17 protein-coding genes are annotated in these 18,445 nt (G+C 65.7%); 6 read left to right on the top strand and 11 right to left on the bottom strand.

Features of this window, described 5'->3' with window-relative positions; all coding sequences use genetic code 11:
• Nucleotides 1-3 precede the first annotated feature (3 nt).
• Nucleotides 4-843: a tRNA (adenine-N1)-methyltransferase gene (locus tag G6N42_RS07105; protein WP_163727836.1), complete on the bottom strand. Its 840-nt coding sequence runs from the start codon at nt 841-843 to the stop codon at nt 4-6.
• Nucleotides 844-927: 84 nt separating this feature from the next.
• On the opposite strand from G6N42_RS07105, the gene G6N42_RS07100 reads away from it, so the two are divergent.
• The 5 genes from G6N42_RS07100 (at nt 928) to G6N42_RS07080 (ending at nt 4,314) form a co-directional block, all read left to right on the top strand.
• Nucleotides 928-1,809, top strand: coding sequence for a RecB family exonuclease (locus tag G6N42_RS07100; RefSeq protein WP_163727834.1), 882 nt, complete (start codon nt 928-930; stop codon nt 1,807-1,809).
• Nucleotides 1,806-2,594 carry a thioesterase family protein gene (locus G6N42_RS07095; RefSeq protein WP_163727830.1) on the top strand — a complete coding sequence of 263 codons (789 nt, stop codon included), beginning with the start codon at nt 1,806-1,808 and terminating at the stop codon, nt 2,592-2,594. The genes G6N42_RS07100 and G6N42_RS07095 overlap by 4 nt, the downstream gene beginning before the upstream one ends.
• Nucleotides 2,595-2,852: 258 nt before the next feature.
• Nucleotides 2,853-3,170 (top strand): ArsR/SmtB family transcription factor, encoded by a 318-nt coding sequence (locus tag G6N42_RS07090; RefSeq protein WP_163727826.1) that lies wholly within the window; start codon nt 2,853-2,855, stop codon nt 3,168-3,170.
• The gene (locus tag G6N42_RS07085; RefSeq protein WP_163727823.1) at nt 3,167-3,664 is read left to right on the top strand and encodes an SRPBCC family protein; all 498 of its coding nucleotides are present in this window, start codon (nt 3,167-3,169) and stop codon (nt 3,662-3,664) included. Before G6N42_RS07090 ends, G6N42_RS07085 begins: the two co-directional genes overlap by 4 nt.
• Before the next feature lie 2 nt (nt 3,665-3,666).
• Complete coding sequence (locus tag G6N42_RS07080; protein WP_174262028.1) at nt 3,667-4,314, top strand: flavodoxin family protein; 648 nt, start codon at nt 3,667-3,669, stop codon at nt 4,312-4,314.
• Here the strand turns inward: G6N42_RS07080 and G6N42_RS07075 are convergent.
• The 7 genes from G6N42_RS07075 to metH form a co-directional block, all read right to left on the bottom strand.
• Nucleotides 4,265-5,635, bottom strand: a complete 1,371-nt coding sequence (locus tag G6N42_RS07075) for an FAD-containing oxidoreductase (protein WP_163727820.1) — start codon at nt 5,633-5,635, stop codon at nt 4,265-4,267. The two genes, G6N42_RS07080 and G6N42_RS07075, sit on opposite strands and share 50 nt — an antisense overlap.
• 10 nt (nt 5,636-5,645) lie before the next feature.
• Nucleotides 5,646-6,128 (bottom strand): DUF4126 family protein, encoded by a 483-nt coding sequence (locus G6N42_RS07070; protein ID WP_163727818.1) that lies wholly within the window; start codon nt 6,126-6,128, stop codon nt 5,646-5,648.
• Nucleotides 6,129-6,196: 68 nt separating this feature from the next.
• Complete coding sequence (gene hisG, locus G6N42_RS07065) at nt 6,197-7,042, bottom strand: ATP phosphoribosyltransferase (protein WP_163737099.1); 846 nt, start codon at nt 7,040-7,042, stop codon at nt 6,197-6,199.
• 5 nt (nt 7,043-7,047) lie between these two features.
• Nucleotides 7,048-7,329: a phosphoribosyl-ATP diphosphatase gene (locus G6N42_RS07060; protein WP_163727815.1), complete on the bottom strand. Its 282-nt coding sequence runs from the start codon at nt 7,327-7,329 to the stop codon at nt 7,048-7,050.
• Nucleotides 7,330-7,374: 45 nt separating this feature from the next.
• Complete coding sequence (locus G6N42_RS07055; protein WP_163727812.1) at nt 7,375-8,850, bottom strand: sugar porter family MFS transporter; 1,476 nt, start codon at nt 8,848-8,850, stop codon at nt 7,375-7,377.
• An 82-nt stretch (nt 8,851-8,932) separates the two neighbouring features.
• Complete coding sequence (locus tag G6N42_RS07050) at nt 8,933-9,616, bottom strand: HAD family hydrolase (protein WP_163727809.1); 684 nt, start codon at nt 9,614-9,616, stop codon at nt 8,933-8,935.
• Between the two features lie 248 nt (nt 9,617-9,864).
• A complete protein-coding gene (gene metH / locus G6N42_RS07045; RefSeq protein WP_163727806.1) occupies nt 9,865-13,632 on the bottom strand; it encodes a methionine synthase in 3,768 nt (1,255 codons plus the stop codon).
• A 297-nt stretch (nt 13,633-13,929) separates the two neighbouring features.
• Between metH and G6N42_RS07040 the strand changes: the two genes are divergently transcribed.
• On the top strand, nt 13,930-14,793 hold the full coding sequence (locus tag G6N42_RS07040) for a PAC2 family protein (RefSeq protein WP_207568496.1): 864 nt from the start codon (nt 13,930-13,932) through the stop codon (nt 14,791-14,793).
• A 40-nt stretch (nt 14,794-14,833) separates the two neighbouring features.
• Here the strand turns inward: G6N42_RS07040 and G6N42_RS07035 are convergent, their stop codons facing one another.
• The 3 genes from G6N42_RS07035 to mshC are packed head-to-tail and all read right to left on the bottom strand — an operon-like array spanning nt 14,834 to nt 18,422.
• Nucleotides 14,834-16,267, bottom strand: a complete 1,434-nt coding sequence (locus tag G6N42_RS07035; RefSeq protein WP_434059569.1) for a DUF1254 domain-containing protein — start codon at nt 16,265-16,267, stop codon at nt 14,834-14,836.
• On the bottom strand, nt 16,267-17,142 hold the full coding sequence (locus tag G6N42_RS07030) for an SDR family oxidoreductase (RefSeq protein ID WP_163727803.1): 876 nt from the start codon (nt 17,140-17,142) through the stop codon (nt 16,267-16,269). Before G6N42_RS07030 ends, G6N42_RS07035 begins: the two co-directional genes overlap by 1 nt.
• Nucleotides 17,143-17,183: 41 nt before the next feature.
• Entirely contained in the window at nt 17,184-18,422 is a 1,239-nt protein-coding gene (mshC, locus tag G6N42_RS07025; RefSeq protein WP_163727800.1) for a cysteine--1-D-myo-inosityl 2-amino-2-deoxy-alpha-D-glucopyranoside ligase, read from the bottom strand.
• Nucleotides 18,423-18,445 lie beyond the last annotated feature (23 nt).

Raw genomic sequence — 18,445 nt, 5'->3', positions numbered from 1 at the left:
GAATCAGATTCCGCCGCCGAGTTGGCGCTTGCGCCGCAGCGGCATCGGCGCAATCGCACCCGGCGCCAATTTGCGGACGTTGATCAGGAATGCCGTGTGCCCCCGCATCGTGTGCTGCGGACGCACGGCCAGCCCGACGACGTGCCAGCCGCGCTGCATGCTCTCCCATGCTCGCGGTTCGGTCCAGCACTTCTGCTCGCGTAGGGCCTCGACCGTTCGCGACAACTGGGTCACCGTCGCGACGTAGATCATCAGGACCCCGCCGGCCACCAGCGCGTTCGCGACGGAGCCGAGCACCTCCCAGGGCGCCAGCATGTCGAGCACGACGCGATCCACTTCAGGCCCGGCGTAGTCGCCGATGTCCGCGGTCACCAGCTCCCAGTTATCAGGACGTCCCCCGAAGAAGGTCGTGACGTTGCGCACCGCGTGCTCGGCGTGATCCTCACGCACCTCGTACGACGTGACCTTTCCCTCGGGGCCGACGGCCCGCAGCAGCGAGCACGTCAGCGCACCGGAGCCCGCGCCGGCCTCCAGCACGCGTGCACCGGGGAAGATGTCCCCTTCGTGCACGATCTGGGCGGCGTCCTTTGGGTAGACGACCTGCGCGCCGCGGGGCATCGACATCACGTAGTCGACCAGCAGCGGGCGCAACACGAGGAACTGATCACCGTTGGTGGACTTGATCACGCTCCCCTCGGGCAGCCCGATCACGCTGTCGAGGTCGATGATGCCGCGGTGGGTGTGGAACTCCCCGCCGGGAGTCAAGACCATGGTGTAGTGCCTGCCCTTCGCGTCGGTGAGCTGCACTCGATCACCGATTGCGAAGGGTCCGGTCCTGTTCACAGCTGTTCAGCCTGCCAGTCAACGGGCCGTCGCGGGTGCGCGGGTCTACCGGGCTTTGTCGGGGTGTCGCCATACGCTGGACTCATGACCGACGGGCAGGAGTCGACAGCCTCTCGGCGCCCCGCGCTTTCGCCGTCCCGGGCCGCGGACTTCAAGCAGTGCCCCCTGCTCTACCGGTTCCGTGCCATCGACAGGTTGCCCGAGCCGTCGTCCACCGCGCAGGTGCGTGGTTCGGTGGTACACGCCGCGCTGGAACAGTTGTACGGGCTGCCTGCGGCCGAGCGGGTCCCCGATACGGCGATGATGCTCGTTGATCCGGCGTGGGAGCGCCTCGTCGCCGAGCGGCCCAACCTCGCCGACGATTTCGAACCTGGGCTGCGCGCCGAACTGCTCGAGGAGGCGCGGGCACTGCTGTCGGGGTACTACCGGCTGGAAGATCCGACTCGCTTCGACCCGCAGAGCTGTGAGCAGCGCGTCGAGGTCGAACTCGAGGACGGCACGCTGCTGCGCGGCTTCGTCGACCGCATCGATGTCGCGCCCACCGGCGAGTTGCGGGTCGTCGATTACAAGACCGGCAAGGCGCCACCAGAGGCCAGGGCGCTGGCCGAATTCAAGGCCATGTTCCAGATGAAGTTCTATGCCGTGGCGCTGCTGCGGTCCCGCGGCATTCTGCCCGCGCGGCTGCGGCTGCTTTATCTCGCCGATGGTCAGGTACTGGATTACACGCCCGATCTCGACGAGCTCTTGCGCTTCGAGAAGACGTTGATGGCTATCTGGCGGGCGATCCAATCTGCGGGTATCACAGGCGATTTCCGTCCCAACCCGTCCCGGATGTGCGACTGGTGTGCGCACCACGCACATTGCCCGGTGTTCGGTGGCACGCCACCCCCGTACCCCGGCTGGCCGACTGTCCCCGACGAAGGCGATGATGACACGGTGCTGCACACCCGGGAGTCGGCTGCGTGATTGATTGCCACTACCGTCGGCTCGACACCGACGGGGACTTCTCGGTGTTCGAATCCACCGACGGCACCCGGAGCAATTGGGATCCCGAAATCCAGCACGGCTCACCGCCTCTCGCGCTGATGACGAAGTTGATCGAGGAGTTGGCGGCCGATACCGGGCTGCGAATCGGACGTCTGACCCTGGACATTCTCGGCGCGATTCCCGTCGCTTCGGTGAAGGTGCGAGCCTGGGTGGAGCGTCCGGGCAGACGGATCTCGCTGATGATGGCGGAGATGTCGGCGGCCAGGTCCGACCGCGCGGTCGCACGGGTCACCGCGTGGCTGCTGGCCCCGGGCGACACGACCGACGTGGCCACCGACCGCTATCCCCCGCTCGTCGAAGGTGAGGCCGCGGCAGTGCCGCACAGCTGGGTCGGCGCGACGGGCTATCTCGAGACGGTGAGCTGGCGACGCCAGCCCGAGACCGGCGAGACGGGCAACGTGGTGTGGATAAGTCCCCTTGTGCCGCTGGTGGATTCGGAGCCGACGACGGCGCTGCAGCGGCTCGCGATGGTGGTCGACTCGGCGAACGGCGCGGGCGCCGCACTGGACCCGGAGGCGTTCATGTTCATGAACACCGACACGGTCGTCCACCTGCACCGGCTGCCTGCCGGCGAGAACTTCGCGCTTCGGGCCCGTGGTTCGATCGGGCCCGACGCGATCGGCGTCACCACCGCGGAACTCTTCGACCAGCAAGGGTTCATCGGCACCTGCGCGCAGACACTGTTGGTTCAGCGCCTGACATGAACCCCGAACTGTTGTGGCAGTTGGGATCTCACGTGGGCGCTCGCGGACCTGCACTTGACCGCCCTTGTCGAAGACGACTTCCTTTGGGGGCCGGCTGCATTGTGCTGGACGGTACGGCCCGATACCGCCGGGGTCTGGCGTGCCGACTGGGCCGGTCATCTGGTGGTGGTCGACCACCATCGACAAGGTCACCGCAGCCGGGACCTGAGCTGGTTACATACGCTTGTATCTATATAGATGTAGTGCCATACTTGCCCTATGGACGTCTTTGAAGCCGTCGCCGAGCCGAGCCGCAGGGCGCTGCTCGACGCGCTGACCGCGGGTGAGCGCACCGCGGGTGAGCTCGTGGCGACGCTGCCGGACCTGACCCAGCCGACGGTGTCACGCCATCTGCGCGTGCTGCGCGAGGTGGGCCTCGTCGAAGTCCGCCCTGACGCGCAGCGCCGCATCTATGCGTTGCGGGCCGACGGGCTGGTCGCGATCGACGAATGGATCGACCGCTACCGCCGCTACTGGGCCGATCACCTCGATGCCCTCGAACGGCACCTGCAGACGATTCATCGGGAGGGGCCGTGACCGAACGTGAGGGACGACTGACGATCGAGGGCGATCGGGCGATGCTGACGTTCGAACGCCGCCTGTCGTTTCCGATCGAAGCCGTGTGGGCCGCGATCACCGATCCGGCGCACCGAAACCATTGGATCGGCCAGACCACCATCGACGCGCGCGAGGGGGGTGTCATCGAGATGATGCCCGACGGTCCCCCGGCGCCACCTGAACACAAGAAGATGACCGGCCGCATCCGCGTGTGGGACCCGCCGCATGTGTTCGAACACGAATGGCGTCAACGGATCATCGAGGACAGCGTGGTGCGGTACGAACTGAGCGCCGACGGCGACGGCACGCTGTTACGGTTCACCCATCGTGGACTCGGCATCCGCAACGCAGAGGGATTCCGCCCCGGCACACATGCCTACCTGGACCGGCTCGAGGCTCACCTGGCCGGTGATTCCCTGCCCGACTGGGCACAGCGCTACCGCGAGGTGGCCGAATCCGCGAAGGGACAATAGCTATGGCACACAACGGCTCTGACATCGCCGCGCCTACGTTGGCGATCGCTTACCACTCCGGATATGGGCACACGGCCACCCTGGCCGACGCTGTCGCCGCCGGAGCCACCGAGGCGGGCGCCGACGTCACGGTGATCCCAGTCGACCGGATGAGCGAAACGGACTGGGACATCCTGGACTCCTCCGACGGCATCGTCTTCGGCTCGGCGACCTACATGGGCAACGTGTCGGCGGCCTTCCAGGCGTTCGCCGAACAGACCGGGCGCCGCTGCATCGACGGCATCTGGCGGGACAAGGTCGCGGCCGGGTTCACCAACTCAGGCGGCAAGAGCGGCGACAAGCTGAACACGTTGGTGTCGTTGTCGGTATTCGCCGCGCAGCATCACATGCACTGGGTCAACCTGGGTTTGGGACCTGGCTGGAACAGTTCGGCAGGCAGCGAACACGACCTCAACCGCCTGGCTTTCTTTCTCGGCGCGGGCGCGCAGACCGATGTCGATGCGAACTCCGATCAAGTCCATCCCGCCGATGTGCGCACGTGCCGCCACCTCGGTTGGCGGGTCGCGCACGTCACGCGACAGCTCAACGTCGGCCGTGCCGCTAGTCCAGCGGCTGCAAGTCCTGGAGCATCGTCGGCACCAGCTCACTGACGGTGGGATGAATGTGCATCGTGCGCGAGATCGCGGTATAGGGCTTCTTTGCCGTCATGATGTCGAGAATCGAGTGGATGACCTCATCGCCGCCGACCCCGAAGATGGTGGCGCCGAGGATCTGTTCGGTCTCGGCATCGACGACGACCTTCATGAACCCCTGTGTCTCGCCCTTCTCGACGGCGCGGCCGACGCGCGTCATGGGCCGCTTGCCCACCAACGCTTTTCGTCCTGACTTGCGCACCTCGTCGACCGTCAGGCCTGCCCGCCCCAGCGGCGGGTCGATGTAGAGGGCGTAGGTCGTGATCCGGTCGCTCACCCGGCGCGGGTCGTCGTCGAGTAGGTTGGCCGCGACGATCTCGAAGTCGTTGTACGAGGTTTGCGTGAAGGCGCCGCGTCCGTTGCAGTCCCCCATGGCCCAGATGTGTTCGACGTTGGTGCGCAGCTGATCGTCGACGACGATATAGCCACGGCGGTCCGTCTCGACGCCGGCCGCTTCGAGCCCGAGGTCGTCGGTGTTGGGCTGACGCCCGACCGCCATCAGCAGATGGGTGCCTGCGACGGGTTCGGCTCCCTCGCGCGGTGTGACCTCGAAGCCGGTGTTGCGCTTGGTGAACCGAATTTCGCTGGCGTCGACGACGACGTCGATGCCCTCGGCCTGCAGGATCTCCTTGATGGTCGCCGAGACGTCTTCGTCCTCGCGGGAGGTGAGTCGTGGCCCCTTCTCGATGACGGTGACGCGGGCACCGAACCGGCGGTACATCTGTGCGAATTCCAGGGCGATGTAACTTCCCCCGATGACCACCAGATGCTCTGGCACCGTGTCGAGTTCGAGGATTCCGACGTTGGTCATGTAGTCGATGTCGGCGAGCCCGGGCAGGTCGGGCGCCACCGCCCGGCCGCCGACGTTGAGGAAGATCCGGTCCGCTTCCAGGACGCGGTCGTCCACCCGGATGGTGTGTGGGCTCTCGAACCGGGCATGGCCGCGGATCAACGTTGCCCCGTCCATCCCCTCGATCCAGGACTCGACCCCTTCGCGGTCACCGACCACGATTTTGTCCTTGCGCGCCTTCACGGCGGCCATATCCACGCTGATATCGCCTGTGCCGATGCCGTATTCGGCTCCGCGGCGGGCGACGCGGGCGGCGTACGCGCTGGCGACCAGGGTCTTGGTCGGAATGCAGCCTGAGTTGACGCACGTGCCGCCGACGAGCTTGCGTTCGATGACGGCGACCGTGTAACCCGCTTGGGTCAGCCTGCCGGCCAGCGGCGGTCCGGCCTGGCCCGCGCCGACGATGACCGCGTCGAACTTTTCAGTCATCGGCCGCGGTTCAGACGAGGCTGACGAGGAAGGCGACCAGGAAGCCACCGCCGACGGCCACGACGTCCTCGATGAACGCGCCCGGCCGGTCCTTGCCGTTGTTGGCTTCGTAGAGCTTGGTTCTGACCGCCGCGCCGCCCAGCGTGCCCAACACCGCTCCGACGATGCCTGCGCCGATGCAACTGAACGTGTGGAAGAACGCGCTGCCGATCACCGCCCCCGCGAAAGCGCCCATGATGAGTCGGGTGGCGAACTGTGGCGCCGTCTTGCGGCTCGGGGTCTTCGGTAGCTGGTCGGTGACGAGTTCCACCAGCAGGAAGATCGTCAGGACGGTGACGGTGATCGGATGGGCCACCCACTCCGACCACTTGCCGTCGACGTCGATCCAGCCGAGCATGGCCCCCCAAGCGACCACCGCCGGGGCGGTCATCGCCCGCAATCCGGCGATCACGCCGATCAGCAGCGCGAGCAATATGACGAGGACCTGCGTCATGCCAACCTCCGTACCGGTGAAAACGACACCCGGACGCTAACACGCGTGCAGTGCGATGACCTGTTGAATCAGAAGCGGCAGAACCGAATGTCAGACGCCAGAATCGCCTTCGCACCGATCGCGGCGAGTTTGTCCATGATCGCGTTGACGTCGCGCCGTGGCACGAGTGCGCGCACCGCCACCCACGCCGGATCGGCGAGCGGGGCGATGGTGGGCGATTCCAGTCCCGGGGTGACGGCAGCGGCCTCGTCCAGTACCGTGCGCGGGCAGTCGTAGTCGAGCATCAGGTACTGCTGCCCGAACACCACACCCTGTACCCGTGCCGCCAGTTGGTCACGGGCCGCGGAGTTCCCGGCTTCGGCGCCCTCGATCAGCACGGCTTCGGAGTCACACAGCGGATCACCGAACGCCACCAGATCGTGTAGCGCGAGCGTGCGTCCGGATCCGACGACATCGGCGATGACGTCGGCCACGCCGAGCTGGACTGAAATCTCGACAGCGCCGTCGAGGCGAATAACGGTTGCCTCGATTCCCTTGGCGACGAGGTCTTTTCGTACCAGGTTCGGAAAGGATGTCGCGATCCGCTTGCCCGCCAGGTCGGCGGCGGTCCACTCCCGGCCGATCGGGCCCGCATATCGGAACGTCGAATTGCCGAAGCCGAGCGCCAATCGCTCCCGCACGGGCGCGTCGGAATCGGCGGCCAGGTCGCGACCGGTGATCCCGAAGTCCAGCTGACCCGAACCGACGTAGATCGCGATGTCCTTGGGACGCAAGAAGAAGAACTCGACGTTGTTCGCCCGGTCGATGACGGTCAGGTCCTTCTGGTCCCGCCGCCTGCGATAGCCCGCCTCGGACAGGATCTCGGCGGCGGACTCGCTTAAGGCACCCTTGTTGGGCACCGCGACGCGCAACATGTCGCTCATAGCTTGGAGTAGACGTCGTCGAGGGATAGACCGCGGGAAATCATCAGCACCTGCGTCCAATACAGCAGCTGGCTGATCTCGTCGGCCAGCGCCTCGTCGCTCTCGTGTTCGGCGGCCAGCCACACCTCGCCGGCTTCCTCCAAAATCTTCTTGCCGAGGCCGTGCACGCCGCCATCGAGCGCGGCGACCGTGCCGCTGCCCGCGGGCCGGGTGCGAGCACGCTCGCTCAGTTCGGCGAACAGGGCGTCGAAGGTCTTCACGGGAGGCGATTGTGTCACGGGGCCGCGAGCAAAGTCACGGCAGTTACGCCGCGGTCATCGCGCTCAGGTGGCGGCCTTCGGTGGCGCCTGATGCAGGATCTCGCCGTGCATGTCCTCCAGCGACACGCCCTTGGTCTCCATCACCCATCGCCATACGAAGAGGCCCGACAACACGGCGCACAGGCCGTAGAACCCGTAGGCCAGTCCGAGATGCTCGCGCAACCCGGGGAACGTGACCGTGATGAGCCAGTTGGCGGCCCATTGGCCTGCCGCGGCGATGCCGAGCGCTGCGGCGCGGATGCGGTTGGGGAACATCTCGCCGAGCAGCACCCAGACGACGGGGCCCCACGACATGCCGAACGCCACCACGAACAGGTTGGCCGCGATCAATGCGATCACCCCGGAGGCTCCCGGCAGACTCGGGTTGCCATCGGGGCCGATGGTCGCGTTGGCGAAGATGACGGACATCGTGATGAGCGTGACCGCCATGCCCGACGATCCGATGAGCAGCAGCGGCTTGCGCCCGATCTTGTCGATCAGCGCGATGGCGATCAGCGTTGTCAACACGTTGATGACCGACGTGATCACGGTGTAGACCGCGGACTCGTCGGCGCTGAACCCGACGGCCTGCCACAGCACGTTCGAGTAGTAGAAGATCACGTTGATCCCGACGAACTGCTGGAAGATCGACAAACCGAGGCCAACCCACACGATGCCGTAGACGCCGCCCGTCGGCTTCTTCAGATCGCGCAGCGACGGCTTGTCCTCGCGCTCCAGCGTCTCCCTGATGCGATCGATCGTGATTTCCAGGTTCTTCTCGCCGAGGAGCATGGTCAGCACCCTGCGTGCTTCCGGAATCTTGTGGCTGGCAACGAGATACCGCGGTGACTCGGGAATGGTGAACGCCAACACCCCGTACACGATGGCAGGGACCGCCATTGCGAGGAACATCCAGCGCCACGCGTCGAGCCCGAACCACAGCGCCTCGTTCGGGCCGCCCGCTGCCCACTGCAGCAGCCAGTTGACGACGAACGACGCAAAGATGCCCAACACGATGGCCAGCTGTTGCAAGGACCCCAGTCGGCCGCGGATTCGCGGTGGCGAAGTCTCGGCGATATAGGCCGGCGCGATGACCGAGGCAACGCCGACGCCGATGCCGCCGACGATGCGGAACAGCACGACCGACCACACCTCATGCGCAAAGCCCGTTCCGAAGGCGCTGACCAGGAACAGCACCGCCGCGATCTTCATGACCGCGATGCGGCCGATCCAGTCGGCGATCCGTCCGGCGGTCATGGCTCCTGCCGCGGCCCCCAGCAGCGCCGAGGCCACCGCGAAGCCGAGTTCGGCGTTGCCGATGCCGAAATCCTCTTGGATCGAGTCGACCGCACCGTTGATCACTGCGCTGTCGTAGCCGAACAGCAGCCCTCCCAGCGCGGCGACCGACGCGATTCGGACCGCGGTGCCGCCCGACGAGAAGTCATTGTCGGCGATAGGTAGTGCGGATTCGTCTCCAGCGGGGGCATTGGAGCCTGCCATGTGCGTCCCTTTCGCAGCGTTGCGTGATCCGGGTCACGTGAGTACCCCCGTCTTACCACTGGCAAGCGCGCTGCGGGCGGACTTACGCTGAGCGTTCTCCGATGCCGCGGTTGAGGCGGTCATAGACCTCGCGAAGATCGCCGGCGCCGACCCCGGCCAGCGAACTCACATGCGCCCGGCGCCCTCCTGCGGGCACCTCGACGTCATTGGGTACCACCAGCACCGGGCATCCCGCGCTCTCCGCAGCGGCAGTGCCGGTGACCGAGTCTTCGACCGCCAGGCACGCTGACGGCTCCAGCCCGAGCAGCGTGGCCGCTCGCCGATAGGCGTCCGGGGCAGGCTTGCCCCTCGGCACTTCGTCGCCGCAGACCGACACCGAAAAGTAGTGTTTACCAATGCTGTTGAGAGCGCGCTCGGTCAGCTGTCGCTGGGTGTTGGTGACCAGAGCCATCGGAATGCGTTCGGCAGCAAGGGCTTCCAGTAGTTCGTGCGCGCCGTCGCACCACGGCAGCCCGCCGTCGAACAACTCTCCGGTGTAGTCGTGCAGCCAGCGGATGGATTCGGCCATCGCGTCCGGATCGAGGGCGAGACCGAGGTCGGTGTAGACCGTCTGGATCGTGTCCTCCGCCGAGCCGCCCACCAGCGATGCCCGCACCTCGGGTGTCATGATGCCGCCGTGGCGTTCGTACAGCGCCGTCAGTGAAATGTCCCAGAGTTTTTCGGAGTCGACGAGGGTCCCATCCATGTCGAACAGCACCGCACGCATGTTTCGAATTCTGTCATGGGTGACACGAACGGTGAAATCCATGAGAATTCTTGTGACCGGGGCAACAGGAAGCATCGGTCGCCGCGTCGTGGACCATCTGATCAGCTAGGGCGCCAACGATATTCGTGCCCTTACCGGGTAGCCTGAGTGCCCATCGCTTTCTACGTTTCGCAGAGAAAATGCGAGAAGCCCTCTGCGGAAAGTGGATAGCGATGTCAGCGGCCGAGAAGTGCTCGACGAGCCAGGGCTCAGTCCTCTGGGTTGTAGCCCAGGTTGGGAGCCAGCCAACGCTCGGCCTCCTTCAAGGTCCAGCCCTTACGTTTCGCGTAGTCGGCGACCTGATCCTGAGCCAACCGGCCGACCACGAAATACTGCGACTGCGGATGCGAGAAATACCAGCCGCTGACGGCGGCACCGGGCCACATCGCCATCGACTCCGTCAGCTCGATGCCCGTCCGTTCCTTGACGTCCATCAGCTCCCACAGCGTCGCCTTCTCGGTGTGCTCCGGGCAGGCGGGATAGCCGGGGGCGGGGCGAATTCCCACGTATTTCTCGGCGATGAGTGCGTCGTTGTCCAGCTCCTCGTCCGGCTGGAACCCCCAGAACTCCTTACGGACGCGCTGGTGCATGCGTTCGGCGAAGGCTTCTGCCAGTCGGTCGGCGAGCGACTCCAGCAGGATCGCGCTGTAGTCGTCGAGGGCCGCCTTGAACTCCGCGATCTTCTCCTGGCCGCCGAGCCCCGAGGTGACGGCGAAGGCACCGATGTAGTCCCGGAGACCCGATTCTTTCGGGGCGACGAAGTCCCCCAGCGATTTGTTCGGGACGCCGTCGCGATGCGCGCCCTGCTGTCGAAGGTTGCGCAACGTGGTGAGCACCTCGGTGCGGGTGTCGTCGGTGTACACCTCGATGTCGTCGCCCACGGCGTTCGCCGGAAAGAACCCGATCACCCCGTTGGCGGTCAGCCATTTCTCCTTGATCAAGGTGTCGAGCATCTGCTGGGCATCGTCGTAGAGCTTGCGGGCGGTCTCGCCCGACGCCGGGTTGTTGAGGATGTCGGGGAACCTGCCCTTCATCTCCCAGGCGTTGAAGAACGGCTGCCAGTCGATCAACTCGCGTAGCTCGGCGAGGTCGTAGTCGCAGAACTCCCGAACGCCGAGGCCCTGAGCGGGCACCGGCGGCGTGTAGCCGTCCCACTCGATCGGCGTCCGGTTGGCGCGCGCCTTTTCCAGCGTCAGCATCGGCCGCTCGTTCTTCTGGGCGTGCCGTTCGCGCAGGGAGGCGTAGTCGGCCTCGGTGGCCTCCAGCAGAGCCGGACGCTGCTTGTCGTCGAGGAGGGCCGCGGCGACCGGCACCGAGCGGGACGCGTCCTTGACCCAGACCACCGGCCCGTTGCGACGCGGCGCCACCTTCACCGCCGTATGGGCGCGGGAGGTGGTTGCGCCGCCGATCAGCAGCGGGATCTCCAGCCCCTCGCGTTCCATCTCGACGGCGAAGTTGACCATCTCGTCCAACGACGGAGTGATCAGGCCGGACAAGCCGATGATGTCGGCGTCGTGCTCCTTCGCCGCATCCAGGATCTTCTGGGCAGGCACCATCACACCGAGATCGATCACTTCGAAGTTGTTGCACTGCAGCACGACTCCGACGATGTTCTTGCCGATGTCGTGGACGTCGCCCTTCACGGTCGCCATGATGATCGTGCCGTTGGTGTCCTTGGTGCCGGTGGTCCCGGCCTCCTCTTTCTCTGCCTCGATGAACGGCAGCAGATAGGCGACGGCCTTCTTCATCACCCGCGCCGACTTCACGACCTGCGGCAGGAACATCTTGCCCGAGCCGAAAAGGTCACCCACGACGTTCATGCCGTCCATCAGCGGGCCCTCGATCACCTCGATAGGGCGGCCACCCGCGGCGGCGATCTCGGCGCGCAACTCCTCGGTGTCGTCGTCGACGTGGGCGTCGATGCCCTTGACCAGAGCGTGCGTGATGCGCTCGCGGACCGGCAGACTGCGCCACTCGGCGGCGGTCTTATCGTCGCCTTCGCCCGAGTTCTTCGTGTTGAACCGCTCGGCGATCTCGAGCAGCCGCTCGGCCGCGTCCTCGCGACGGTTCAGGACCACGTCCTCGATACGGTCCCGCAGTTCGGGGTCGATCGAGTCGTAGGGCACCAGCGCGCCGGCGTTGACGATGCCCATGTCCAGGCCTGCTTTGATGGCGTGGAACAGGAACACCGCGTGAATGGCCTCGCGCACGGGGTTGTTGCCGCGAAACGAGAACGACACGTTCGAGATGCCGCCGGAGATGTGCACCCCGGGGAGGTTCTCCTTGATCCAGGCGCAGGCCTCGATGAAGTCGATCCCGTAGGTCGCGTGCTCCTCGATGCCGGTCGCCAGCGCGAAGCAGTTCGGGTCGAAGATGATGTCCTCGGGCGGGAACCCGACCTCTTCGGTCAGGATCCGGTAGGCGCGCCCGCAGATCTCCTTGCGGCGCTCCAGGTTGTCGGCCTGACCCTGCTCGTCGAAGGCCATCACGACGACGGCGGCGCCGTACTTGCGGCACAGCCGTGCCTCGCGGATGAACTTCTCCTCGCCCTCCTTCATGGAGATCGAGTTGACGATCGGCTTGCCCTGAACGTTCTTCAGGCCCGCCTCGATGACCTCCCACTTAGAGGAGTCGATCATCACCGGGACCCGGCTGATGTCCGGCTCGGCCGCGATCAGCTTGGTGAACCGGTCCATCGCGGCGACGCCGTCGATCATGCCCTCGTCCATGTTGATGTCGATGACCTGTGCACCGACCTCGACCTGCTGCAGGGCGACCGATAGCGCGGTGTCGTAGTCCTCGGCCTTGATCAAGTTGCGGAACCGGGCGGAGCCGGTGATGTTGGTGCGCTCACCGATGTTCACGAACAGGGAGTCTTCGGTGATGTTGAGGGGTTCGAGCCCCGAAAGCCGGGTAGCCGCCGGGATCTCGGGCAACTCGCGGGGCGGTTTGCCCTCGACGACCTTGGCGATCTCGGCGATGTGCGGCGGCGCCGTCCCGCAGCAACCACCGACCAGGTTGACAAGACCAGCCTCGGCGAAGTCGGCGATGTAGCCGGCCTGCCGTTCCGGAGACTCGTCGTATTCGCCGAATGCGTTGGGCAGTCCCGCGTTCGGGTAGCAGGAGACGAAGGTGTCCGCGATCCGCGACATCTCGGCGATGTAGGGCCTCATCTCCGGTGCCCCCAGGGCACAGTTGAGGCCGACCGCGATGGGCTTGGCGTGTCTGATCGCGTTCCAGAATGCTTCGGTGACCTGACCGGACAACGTCCGCCCTGACGCGTCGGTGATGGTGCCCGAGATGATCACCGGCCAACGGCGCCCGCGCTCCTCGAACAGCGTCTCGACGGCGAACACCGCCGCCTTGGAATTCAGCGAGTCGAAGATCGTCTCGATGATAAGGATGTCGACACCGCCGTCCACCAGGCCGTTGGCAGCTTCGAGGTAGGCCGCGACCAGCTGGTCGTAGGAGACGTTGCGGGCTCCCGGATCGTTGACGTCCGGTGAGATCGACGCCGTGCGTGTCGTGGGCCCCAGGGCGCCCGCGACATAGCGTGGCTTTTCCGGGGTGCTGAACTCGTCGGCGGCTTTGCGGGCCAGCGCGGCGCCCGCGTAGTTCAGCTCGTAGCTCAGGTCGGCCATGTCGTAGTCGGCGAGCGAGACCGCGTTCGCGTTGAACGTGTTGGTCTCCAGGATGTCGGCGCCCGCTTCGAGGTACTCGCGGTGGATTCCCTCGATGATCTGGGGCTGCGTCAGGTTGAGCAGGTCGTTGTTGCCCTGAAGCGCAGTCGGCCATTCCGTGAACCGGTCGCCGCGGTAGCCGGCCTCGTCTGGCCGGTCCCGCTGGATCGCCGTCCCCATCGCGCCGTCGATGACCATGATCCGCTGGCGCAGAGCAGCCGTGAGTTCTTCGGTGCAGTCGGGGCGGACGTTCGGCGTGAAGGTCTTCGACTCGGAGACGCTTTCCGGGGCGGCCACAATGCACTCCTTCCGTAACGGAAGGCGTCCTTGACTTCGCCGAGCGTGGCGGAATCCGGCAATGACCCGGAACCGTTGCAACGCCTCTCGACCAGAAAAGTCTACGCCGTCACCCAATCGACGTCTGGACGCCCAACTCATCGCCGTGGTCGGCAGCTCGTGGAGCTTATGGCGATGGCCTAAGTATCAACACTAACCAGATTGCCGTCCAGCGTATTTCGTCTCGACGGGCCGCCGCCGATTCAGCCCGTGTGGCGATGCCGCTCCAAGCCACCACACAGGGCTTAGGCTGGCCTGGTGACGCCGAACCTGCCCGACTTGAGCGACACAATCGTCGTCGCGGCCTTCGAGGGCTGGAACGATGCCGGGGATGCCGCGAGCGATGCGCTGGAGCACCTGGACGCGATCTGGGAAGCCGAGCCGATTGTGGAGATCGACGACGAGGCGTACTACGACTACCAGGTCAACCGGCCGGTGATCCGGCAGGTCGATGGGGTGACCCGCGAGCTGGTGTGGCCGTCGATGCGAATTTCGCACTGCCGTCCGCCCGGCTCGGACCGCGACATCGTGCTGATGCATGGCGTCGAGCCCAATATGCGCTGGCGCACGTTCTGCGCCGAGTTGCTGGCGATCGCGGACAAGCTCAACGTGCAGACAGTCGTCATCCTCGGTGCGCTGCTGGCCGACACCCCACACACGCGCCCGGTTCCGGTGTCGGGAGCGGCCTACTCCCCCGACTCGGCGAAGGCGTTCGGCCTCGAGGAGACGCGCTATGAGGGGCCGACGGGCATCGCCGGGGTGTTCCAGGACGCCTGTGTGCAGGCCGGCATTCCCGCGGTGACGTTCTGGGCCGCCGTCCCGCATTACGTGTCGCAGCCGCCGAACCCCAAGGCCACCGTCGCGCTGTTGCGCCGCGTCGAGGACGTCCTGGACATCGAGGTGCCACTCGCCGACCTGCCGACGCAGGCCGAGGAATGGGAATTGGCGGTGACCGAAATGACCTCCGAGGATGACGACATCGCCGAATACGTGCAGTCGCTGGAAGAACGCGGCGACGCGGAAGTCGACATGCACGAGGCGATCGGCAAGATCGACGGCGACGCCCTTGCCGCCGAGTTCGAGCGCTATCTGCGCCGTCGCGGGCCGGGTTTTCGGGGTTGATCTCCGGTGAGGGCAGAGCCTGATTTCGGCGGTGGGTGGGTCAGGTCTTCACGGGTTGTGGCGGTTTCCAGGTTCCGTTGAGCGCATCGGGCTTCGGCCAGTACAACCGCAGCACCATCTGGAACGGGCCCTGGGGCGCCGGTAGCCAATTGGCTTCCTTCTCGATTCCCGGCGACGAGTTCTGGATGTAAATCGTGTAGCCGCCGTCGGCGTCGGGCACGAGGCTGGGCAGCATCGGCGAGTTGATCAGATAGCGCTTCATCGGGTTCTCGACCAGCAGGCTCTGTGGAAGCTCGTACATGGTCAACGACCAGAATGCGTTGACCGGCGGCAGCTGATCCTTGGCGAACCGGTAGGTGTAGTTGTTGGCTCCGGTCAACGGCGCACCCGTGGAGTCGTTGAACGCACCCACATAGATCGCCTCGTCCTTGGAGTTGCCGTAGATACCGACCACCGCGGCGGCCATCCGATACAGATAGTTCGTGCCAATCGTTTCCCGGTTGCCGGTGATGTCACCCGATGTCACTTGGCCGGTATCCAGCTTGTCCTTTTTGAAAGTGTCGAATTCGGCCCAGGCGTCGGCCATTCCGCCCTCGATCGCCGATCTCGTCTCCGGCGTCATCTTGTCGGCGTCGAAACTGCCGTCGGGTCCGATCCCGATGGTGGCGAACCGGGCGCGCAACTCCTGCTCAGACGGCGGCGTCGGCGCGAATCCAAGCAGGAAATTCAGGATCTCGAAGAACTGCGGCGAGGTCTTCTGCTGATCGCGGGTCAGGGGCGGCACGAAGTCGATCGGCGGGGCAGGCGCGGGTGATGGTTGGTTGAGGAACACCGACAGTGGCGCCACCTGGTAGCCGGCCTGGATCTTCTTGACCTGGTCGATGTCGGACGGGCCGAACAGTTGAGTGCGGTAGAGCACCATGGCGAGATCGGTGTCGGATCTGATCACCTCGTTGATGCCCTCGGGCTTCTCGCCCTGCCAGTTCGGGCCTACCAGAAGGTATTTCCCTCCGCCGTTACCCGTCGTTCGGCTCCCTACGTAGGCGATGTTGTAGGTGTAGAGATCGATGAACTGAAGAGAGTAATAGCGGTCCTGCTCGATGGGAGGAACCGTGAGCACCAGTGGTTCGGCGCGCAGGTCGGCGCCGACGGCGGAGTACGGTGTGTCGGAGTTCGGCGTTTGGATCGCCTTGTCCGCAGGCGTGTAAACCTGTGCGCTGTTGTGTATTTCGTTCCAACCGCCCTTGTACTCAGGATCCTCCTTGTTGACGAAATAGGAGTACATCACCCGGTAGTTGTCGACCATCGGGAAGCCGTAGATGTAGGCCTCCTTGGCGATCGCACGGGTCTGCTCGGGTGTGACGGTGGCCGGCGCCGGTGGCGGAGTCGACGTCGCGGCCTCCTCGTCCTTTTTCGTGCTACAGCCCACCAACAGCATCAGCGATGCGACGACGATTGCGAGGTAACGCAGCACTACTTCTCCAATGCCTCGGTACGTGCACTGAAACTCCGGCCGAGCGCCGCGACTTCAGCATCCATCTTCGGTAACAGCTCCGGAACATGCTTCAGGGTGAGCGGTTCGCCCAGCCGGGACGAGAGCAGTGGTTTCAACCAGCGCAACAGGCCGACGAAGCGGGGACAGTTGATCTGGCGCTTGCGCGCCTCGATGCCCGCCACGAAGATTTCACCGCACTTCTCGATCGATGTGGTCTTACCCAACGGGCCGGGCAGTCTGCGCAGCATCTCCCGGAACGCCTCCGAGTCGGCCTTGCCCTCGCGCACCAGAGGGGTGTCGATCCACAACATGTGTGCCGACCCGACGGCCACCCCAAGATGTGCGACCTCCAACCGCAGCGCATTGGCGAAGTGCTCGACGCCGGCCTTGGAAGTGTCATAGGGCACCATGCCCGCGGCAGCGGCGTACGCGGCCGCCGACGACACGATCAGGACGTAGCCGCGTCGCTCGATCATCGACGGCAGCGCCGCGCGCACCGTGTTGAACACCCCGACGACGTTCACATCGATCAGGGTCTTGAACGCATCCGGATCGACGGCGAGCAGGGATCCGACGGTCGAGATTCCCGCATTGGCCATTGCGACGTCGATCCCGCCGAACCGCTCCACGCCCGCGGCGACGGCGGCTTGCATGGCGGCCAGATCGCGCACGTCGGCGACAGCCGTCAGCAGCCGATCGCCGCCCAACCGGGCCGCCACGCCTTCGAGAAGGTCTTTGTCCAGGTCGGTGAGTACCAGCTTGGCGCCTTTGTCGTGCAGGCGTCGGGCCACCTCCGCGCCGATGCCGTTGGCGCCACCGGTGATGAGGACGACTTTTCCGTTGACTGAACTCATGTCGGTCAAACGTACTCTGCGCTGCGCCGCGTTTGGCGGGCCTACAGCTTTATACCGAGCAGCGTGTCGACGGCATCGGCCACAACCTGCGGCGCCTGCGGGTCGTGACCGCCGTAGGTAAGCGCGTCGGTCGTCCAGCCATCAAGTGCGGCAAGGGCTTTCGGGGTGTCGAGATCGTCAGCCAGATAGCGTCGAACCCGGGCCACCACGTCGGCGGCGTCGGGCCCCGCGGGCTGGGCCACCGCGCGTCGCCAGCGCTGCAACCGGTCATTCGCCTCGTCGAGCACCGCAGGACTCCAGAAGCGATCGGTGCGGTAATGACCCGCGAACAGCCCAAGTCGGATCGCCCCGGGATCGACGCCGTCTGCGCGCAACTGGGACACCAGGACCAGGTTGCCCCGGCTCTTGCTCATCTTGTGCCCATCCCACCCGATCATGCCTGCGTGCACGTAATGACGGGCGAATCGCCGCTCCCCCGTGACGGATTCGGCGTGCGCGGCGGAGAATTCGTGGTGCGGGAAGATCAGATCGGAACCACCACCCTGGATGTCCAGGTCGGTGCCGATGCGGCTCAGCGCGATCGCGGCGCATTCAACGTGCCAGCCCGGCCGTCCGGCGCCGAACGGCGACGGCCAGCTCGGCTCGCCGGGCCGCTGCGCCCGCCATAACAGCGCGTCCAGCGCGTCGCCCTTACCCGCGCGATCCGGGTCGCCGCCGCGTTCGGCGAACAACCGCATCATGGTGTCGCGGTCGTATCCCGACTCGTAGCCGAACTGCGGTGTGGCGTCGGCGCGGAAGTAGACGTCGGGGTGCTCGGCGTCATCGGCGACGTAGGCCGTGCCCGCGGCCAACAGCTTCTCGACCACTTCGATGACCTCGGCGATCGCCTCCGTGGCGGCCACATACTCGTGTGGCGGTAGTACCCGCAGCGCCGCCATGTCCTCGCGGAACAGCTCGGTCTCGCGGTCGGCCAGCTCGCGCCAGCCGATGCCGTCGCGCTCGGCCCGCTCGAACAACGGGTCATCGATGTCGGTGATGTTCTGCACGTAGTGCACCTGATGACCCGAATCCAGCCACACCCGGTGGACGAGGTCGAACGTCAGGTAGGTGGCTGCGTGGCCCAGGTGGGTGGCGTCGTACGGGGTGATGCCGCAGACGTACATGGTGGCGACCTCGCCGGCGGTGACGGGGCGCACCTGCCGGTCGGCGCTGTCGTAGAGCCGTAGCTGCGGACCGCGGCCGTTAAGGACCGGGACGGTCGGCGCGGGCCACGAATTCATAGCGTCGACTCTAGGCATCACGG

The organism is Mycobacterium gallinarum (assembly GCF_010726765.1).
In the GTDB taxonomy this organism is placed as follows: Bacteria; Actinomycetota; Actinomycetes; order Mycobacteriales; family Mycobacteriaceae; genus Mycobacterium; species Mycobacterium gallinarum.
Note: the sequence above shows the minus strand (reverse complement) of the source record. Positions and strands in the feature narration are given on the sequence as shown.

Bases quoted from the DNA above. Each gene is read 5' to 3' on its own strand.
- mshC (WP_163727800.1), bottom strand. From the start codon at position 18,422: ATGAATTCGTGGCCCGCGCCGACCGTCCCGGTCCTTAACGGCCGCGGT.
- G6N42_RS07080 (WP_174262028.1), top strand. From the start codon at position 3,667: ATGGCACACAACGGCTCTGACATCGCCGCGCCTACGTTGGCGATCGCT.
- G6N42_RS07030 (WP_163727803.1), bottom strand. From the start codon at position 17,142: ATGAGTTCAGTCAACGGAAAAGTCGTCCTCATCACCGGTGGCGCCAAC.
- hisG (WP_163737099.1), bottom strand. From the start codon at position 7,042: ATGTTGCGCGTCGCGGTGCCCAACAAGGGTGCCTTAAGCGAGTCCGCC.
- G6N42_RS07090 (WP_163727826.1), top strand. From the start codon at position 2,853: ATGGACGTCTTTGAAGCCGTCGCCGAGCCGAGCCGCAGGGCGCTGCTC.
- G6N42_RS07100 (WP_163727834.1), top strand. From the start codon at position 928: ATGACCGACGGGCAGGAGTCGACAGCCTCTCGGCGCCCCGCGCTTTCG.
- G6N42_RS07055 (WP_163727812.1), bottom strand. From the start codon at position 8,850: ATGGCAGGCTCCAATGCCCCCGCTGGAGACGAATCCGCACTACCTATC.
- G6N42_RS07050 (WP_163727809.1), bottom strand. From the start codon at position 9,616: ATGCGTGCGGTGCTGTTCGACATGGATGGGACCCTCGTCGACTCCGAA.
- G6N42_RS07075 (WP_163727820.1), bottom strand. From the start codon at position 5,635: ATGACTGAAAAGTTCGACGCGGTCATCGTCGGCGCGGGCCAGGCCGGA.
- G6N42_RS07070 (WP_163727818.1), bottom strand. From the start codon at position 6,128: ATGACGCAGGTCCTCGTCATATTGCTCGCGCTGCTGATCGGCGTGATC.